The 6,655-nt window shown below is 30.3% G+C and carries 6 protein-coding genes and 1 pseudogene; 1 reads left to right on the top strand and 6 read right to left on the bottom strand.

Annotated elements, in window-relative coordinates; genetic code table 11:
* The 4 genes from KI343_RS19530 to KI343_RS19515 form a co-directional block, all read right to left on the bottom strand.
* The coding region (locus KI343_RS19530; RefSeq protein WP_212928082.1) for a MerR family transcriptional regulator at positions 1 to 298 on the bottom strand (298 nt) is incomplete at its 3' end.
* Between the two features lie 182 nt (positions 299 to 480).
* Complete coding sequence (locus KI343_RS19525) at positions 481 to 1,005, bottom strand: DUF3967 domain-containing protein (protein WP_212928081.1); 525 nt, start codon at positions 1,003 to 1,005, stop codon at positions 481 to 483.
* Positions 1,006 to 1,154: 149 nt separating this feature from the next.
* Positions 1,155 to 3,509 carry an ATP-dependent DNA helicase gene (locus tag KI343_RS19520; RefSeq protein ID WP_212928080.1) on the bottom strand — a complete coding sequence of 785 codons (2,355 nt, stop codon included), beginning with the start codon at positions 3,507 to 3,509 and terminating at the stop codon, positions 1,155 to 1,157.
* A 164-nt stretch (positions 3,510 to 3,673) separates the two neighbouring features.
* On the bottom strand, positions 3,674 to 3,958 hold the full coding sequence (locus tag KI343_RS19515) for a hypothetical protein (RefSeq protein ID WP_212928079.1): 285 nt from the start codon (positions 3,956 to 3,958) through the stop codon (positions 3,674 to 3,676).
* Between the two features lie 1,588 nt (positions 3,959 to 5,546).
* Here KI343_RS19515 and KI343_RS19510 point away from each other — a divergent pair.
* A complete protein-coding gene (locus tag KI343_RS19510; protein WP_212928078.1) occupies positions 5,547 to 5,687 on the top strand; it encodes a hypothetical protein in 141 nt (46 codons plus the stop codon).
* A 32-nt stretch (positions 5,688 to 5,719) separates the two neighbouring features.
* Here KI343_RS19510 and KI343_RS19505 read toward each other — a convergent pair whose 3' ends face one another.
* Together KI343_RS19505 and KI343_RS19500 are read right to left on the bottom strand one after the other, a co-directional pair.
* On the bottom strand, positions 5,720 to 6,013 hold the full coding sequence (locus tag KI343_RS19505; RefSeq protein WP_212928077.1) for a hypothetical protein: 294 nt from the start codon (positions 6,011 to 6,013) through the stop codon (positions 5,720 to 5,722).
* Positions 6,014 to 6,385: 372 nt separating this feature from the next.
* A pseudogene (locus KI343_RS19500) lies at positions 6,386 to 6,655 on the bottom strand (hypothetical protein); the annotation flags it as partial.

Raw genomic sequence — 6,655 nt, 5'->3', positions numbered from 1 at the left:
TTTTAAATCTCTCAAACTGAACAGAAAATATTAATTCATCATTACTCTGTTCTTCTTCAACGGCAAATCCAAATTCATCAAATAAAATTTTCTCAATTTCCTCTGGCTCATAGCCTTCGGCATATAGCATAGAAATTTTTTCTAAAATAAAAACCGATCTCGGATGATACTTTTTTCCCTTACTTCGTTTCTTATACTGAAAGTATTTCTCAAACTTATTTAAATATCGTCTCGCTGTTGACTCAGCTACATTTGCATGGTTACTCAATTCTGCAACAGAAAACCATTTTTCTTCCAAGAAACACTACCACCTTTCAGATTATTTTTTTAAACTATGCCAAAACTTTTAAAATAACTTAATACCTAAAATGATAGACCGATATAAACACTACAACTTAATAGCTACAACTTAATAGATGCTGATATAATCTACCCATCAGCATGAAAAAGAGTATGTTTGGCGACATACTCTTTTTTTATTCACTTCAGCCAAAATTGCCACCATTTCTTTTTATTTTGTTCTGTTGCTGCAAGTTGCCTTTTTGTATCCATAACCTCATTCATTGCCTTTATAAGTGCTTCATCTCTTTTAGATAATCTTTCATCTATATATTTCTGTTGTTTTCTCACTTGTTCAAGCAACTCAGCATTGAATTCTTCCTGTTTTACCATTTTGTGATTCATAGCGACTATATTATTATTTAACTCCTGAAGCATATTGGGCACATGAATGCTCACTTGCTCATTATCCTTTTCAAGATCAATAGTCATGGGAATATTACTATTCGCAAGTATTTCATCAACACTCTCGCTTGTTTTACCATCTGAATACATCTTTCTTATTTTTAAAATAACATCAATACTAGAGTAATTAATAAAAAAACTTTTATGTTGTTTCTTCAAATGCAAATGATGCCCATGTACTTTAATATATCTTCTTATCGTTTGATGGGGGATATTGGTTTCCTTTTCCATTTCTGCAACAGTAAACCATTCTTTTTCCATTTTCTCACCCTCTCACACATCATGTTTATCACAAACCCACATATAAATAATTCTTGATAAAACAATAAATTACCTTTATTTTTTCATGAGAAAGCTCATGTGAATTTTATATACTCATAAAAAAAGCACCTTATAAAAGGTGCTTAAAATTACGATACTTTTTGCTTTTGTACATACTCGACAACATTATTTATATTAACCATATCCATATTAGATGGACTATTTATAATTGCACTTCTTAAAACTGATTCATCTGAAACAAATACTTTAGCATCTTTTTTCGCTCTTGTAATTGCAGTATATAAAAGATTATTCGTATTTAATTTAGGTTGGTTTTCTAAGACAATTGCCACTTTCTCATATTCAGAACCTTGACTTTTATGAACTGTAAAAGCATAGGCTGGAACGATTTCTTCTGTATCCTCATACTTATAAAATACTTGTCTATTTTCATGGTCCAATTGTATAAATACACCTTTTTCACTATACTTAACAAGTTTCCCAGTATCCCCATTAGATACTTCTCTAGGTGAACTATTTGCAACAATCATGACACGATCACCAACACTATACTTAAAATCATTAAAACAACGAGTAATTTCAGTTTTTTCACTCTGAACAATCATATTAATGTCTTTAGTCATTTTTTTAGTGTTTGTAAGTATTTGATACCCTTGATTAATTAAATCACTTACAATAGTGCTTAAATCATCTCTATAAGTATTATAATCTATCATTTCTCTATTCAATACCTTATGAGCATATGATAATACTTTATCATCTGAACGAAAAACCTTTGTTAACTCAACTGTATTAACGTATTGACTTTCTTTTAACTCGGGAATGATAGAAACATCATTAACTGGTGGTAATTGTGCATCATCACCAGCAAATAATACTTTCACATAACTAGGAACAGATAAAAGCAACTTTGCTAGTATTTCTTTAGGTATCATGCTTACTTCATCAATAATCAAATACTCACAATTCAAGGTGTTTTTTTCATTCTTTAAGAACTTACCATTAAAATTAGAACCACATGCCTTATGTATCGTCGTAGGCTTATAATAGCCAATATCATTAGCACAAAATAACTCTCTTAATCTACTGGATGCTTTACCAGTATAAGTGACAATAAATGTCGAATTCGGATTAGGCTGCATATACTTTAAAAGATTTGTTATTGTAAAACTCTTTCCCGTACCAGCCCGACCAATTAAAAGACTAATTCTGTTTTCATTAAACACCTTAATTAAATGAGATTGCTCAACAGATAAACCTGTAATAAAACCTAACTTTGTTTTTGATGCTTTTATATCGCTAAAATTAATTTGTTCTAAGCGCTTTGCAATAATATAGTTATATTTCTCTTTGTCTACTAATCCTAAAGCTTGTACATCCTTTATTACCTGTTCAGAATGGTCATCTCCAACAGCTTGGGAATTAAACCTTATAAAATCCTCTACATCATTCAAAGCATTTTCTGGAATCTCGTAGTTAGTAGAATTTAAAACATAATCAAAAACACCAATTTTTATATATTTCAAATCCTCTTCTTCTTTGTTATCATCAAATATTTTTATACCATCTGAAGAACTAATTAGCTTTTTCCTAAAGCTTTTATTCTCTTTTAGATCAGAATAAACTTCGATGGTATCTTTAGTAATATAATTCGTTATTTTAGAAACATAGTTTGCAACAATCTCTGTATTTACATCTTCACTAATTAATAAATCCGGATTCCTTCTCAAAGCATCTTCAACAATATAAGAGTTATCATAAACATCATTTACGCCCTCTGTCGTAATTTTTTTAAGTAACGTATGAGGAACATATCTATTCGTTAAAAAATGATAATGAGGTTGTCCATTCTTATGAAATTCAATCACTCTAATAAACTTATATTCCTTAAACTCATTTTCTTCAAATCTTTGTCTTACATTGTCATACAATTTGTCTTTTAATTTCTCGTCTTTTAGGTTAGTATTAAAGTGTCTTTTAAAATTTTTTTGAATAACGTTTTGAAAATCTAATTTAAATAATCTTTTTTTGTCTTCTGTCAACTTTTGATAGAAGACCTTTTTTTGTTTAGCAACTTCAATAATAGCTTCTTGGCGACTTATCTTCTCAATTTCAACTAAAATATCAGATTCAATATACTTTTCTTTTTTCTTCTCATACCATTGCAACGCTTTTTCACGACTAACTTTTTTCCGTTTCATATACCCTTCAATAGTAAAATCCCTTGCTAATTCTTTTCTTATCTTTTTGAATAAATCCTCTAGATCATCAAAGCCAAGCTTAGATGTTATTGTATTAAAGAATACTAAACGTTCATGCTGCGCATAGTAACGAATCTTCTTCTTAATCCTTGCAGATATCACAGGCTGACAATTCGGACATTCTAGCTTATTACACGTCATTAGTTTTGCATAATGCTTTCCAGTGTCTTTAGCTTGAAGGTGAATTGTCTTTTTCCCGCATTTCTCTAACTCCAATGCCAACGGTGTTCACCCCCACTATTAAATTAACAGAAAACTTTCAAAACCCTTGGTACAGAAAGGATTCAAGGATTTTTAGTAAAAAAGTGCGACTCTATCCCCTATTATTATTAACAAGTTAAGGAGGGTCGCTGCGCTCCCCTAAATTCATTTAACAAATAAATGAATTAACCCTTATTTTCATACATAACCATTTCTTTCATCATTTCTAAAAATTGAGGATTACTTATCATCTTTTCGAATTCGGGTTCCATCTTATCAGCAATAGCTGGAATCATTTTTTCTCTAGCATAGTCTTTAAGGTCATAATTACTATCAAGCCATTGGCCTACAATAAAACTAACTAAAGAATTAATACTCATACCGTAACGATCAGCCATTTCTTCCAATTTCTTAGCATTCGGTTCATTTATCCTTAGAGGGAAATTTCTCTTTTTTTTCTGTTCACTCACTTATATAATCCCCTTTCTTAATTTTGGTATTAACTTAATATCATTTTTGAGTCATATATTATATTAAAACTATTTTTTTAAAAATTCAATAGCAAAATAAAAGAAAGAATAGCTTATCAATATTATTTTTTTAATATAGGCAGCATAAATCAATCACGAAGAATATAGAGTGCCCACTTACACACATTTTTTAAATGATGTGACGTAGGGAAAATTTTCTTGCTGCACAATCAATTTTTAAAACGTTCAGCTATCGCCAAATAATCTTCCAACACAAAAAACACCTAGAAATCAAAATAAAGCTCATACAGGCGTTTTATACATTAAATAGATTTAACTATATTAAATTTTTAAAAACGTCTTATAATGTACTCTATGACGTTTTAAATGGCATTTAAATTACCTACAAATCCTTTTTTTCTATTTTTAATGAAAGAGCATAAGAGAATCCGATATCACTTTCATTCCGAAAGTGATTAAATAGGCTGTGCCTATTGGATTTTATTGATATCACTTTTAAACCTCTATGTATAGCAACTGTATAGTAAATGTATAGCCCATGTATACCGTATTTATAGTTCTTGTCTAGTTCATGTATAGCTACCAAAATAAATAAAGTGAGCAATTAAATTGCTCACTTATATTAAAACCAAAGAGAAAACAAAAATAACAATGCAATCAATTCTGGAGATATTGTTAATTTAATTTCCATGATAATCTCACTCCTTTATTTTTTACTTGTTTTGTTTTATTACAAATCCTTCTTTTTAAAAACTTTTTGTTGGTCTTACCTTGTTCAACCTATAAACAATATCTATTTCATAAACAGACCCTCTACTAAGTTTAAGCGCGCATCTCACAAAATTCGGTTCATTTCTTATCAAGAAATTTAAAGAAAACAAAAAAGGCCATAGTTTCCTATGACCTTATGCTTGTTTTATATGAATTTCCGACCCTTATCTTCTAAGCCGCATTGAAGGGTTTGCGACCCATCCTTTTTAATCGCTAATGGATTGCGATTCCTGTTTTATTCGTCGCTCCAGAAATAGCGACATCACTTTTCTAATAGCATAAATCAATAATCATTTTTAAACAAGAAAGCTGATATATTAAAAGTCCCTGTCTCCGACGGGTCAAGGGAACTTTTCCCTTAACAATCCCCTTAACTTAACTCCCCCAACCCCCTCAAAATTGAGGGGGCTCCCTCGCCGGTAGGCAGGTCGAAAAATGGATTTTCGACAATGCCAAGAGGGTTCGGGTGTAGCGAGTTCGTCAACTCCTTAATTCTCGGTCGGGAAAACCATCCTCCCTGCGATTACCGTTGACAAACGCCATATAAAGCAATCCTAGCGCTTTTTAGAATTTGCCCCGTAGTTTTATATGAATTGCATTCCAACGACTTTGTGATTATTCATGGCGCACTTATACACTCTTAACGAGTATATGCTAAAATGCTATGCATTTCCGTCAAGCGTGTTTAAAATAAAATCCTGGTACAGGATCCAATCAAGGTAAACATTTATATATATTCGTTTTTGTTAAAAGGTGTAAAAATGTATATGTTAAAATACATACGAGGTGATTTAAAATGGCGGAAAAAGGTCGAATAGCAACAAATATAGATTCTAACTTGCTGCGTGATTTTAAAATTCAAGTAGCAAAAGAAGAAAGCAAAATAAATACAGTCCTTGAAAGATTAATTAAACAATATCTTGAGGAAAAAAAATAAAGTCCTAGATAACACTAGGACTTTTTATATTTTCAGGAGGAAAGCGCATGATAATTAATATATTTACTTGATATGGTTTTCTCTCTACGTTCTTCTACATTATTAATCCATTCCTGTACATCTTCTTTAGTAAAACCCAACTTTTTTAATTCAATTGGCAGTAAATTTATATCTTGCAGCCACGCTCGCATTTCAGCAAGAGCATGTTCTTCTCTTCCGAAACGAAAAACTAAAACTCGTTTATCTAACGAATATGTAACGGATGATTCATACTTCCTTAAATACAAATAATATTTATGCTTTGATTTTATCCTGTCTATGTACACAGCACTCACACCTTCGCATATATTAGAACTTTTATTATCTATATTTTTTCACATTTATGTCACTATGTCAATATACACATAACACAAAAACGCAATATGTTAAAATGTCACTAAATGTATAATATACTAAACCAAATATAATAACAAAAGAGCTCAACAAAAAAATGCATATCCTTTGTTGAGCTCTTTTTTTAAAATTATTAATTATATACACCAAAACCGTGCGGTATTTAAATATATATATATATATAAAATTATGCACGACCTCAAATTCAAAAATTCAGTGAGTACATGGCTAAAAGAGTATAAATATCTCATTTTTTTCGAGATTATAAATTCTATTTTTCACTTAAAAACGAAAATCGAAAAAAATCAATTTTGATTCTCGAGCATATCTCGAATTTCATTTATTCTCTCAATTAATTCCTTATCACGTTTGTCTAAATGATTATGTATAAATTTCTGTTGTTCATCTAGTTTCTGAATCAATAATTTATTAAATTCATACTGTTGTTTTTTAAATCTCTCAAACTGAACAGAAAATATTAATTCATCATTACTCTGTTCTTCTTCAACGGCAAATCCAAATTCATCAAATAAAATTTTCTCAATTTCCTCTGGCTCATAGCCTTCGGCATATAG

The organism is Oceanobacillus sp. J11TS1, from assembly GCF_018333215.1.
Taxonomy (GTDB): domain Bacteria; phylum Bacillota; class Bacilli; order Bacillales; family Amphibacillaceae; genus Oceanobacillus.
Note: the sequence above shows the minus strand (reverse complement) of the source record. Positions and strands in the feature narration are given on the sequence as shown.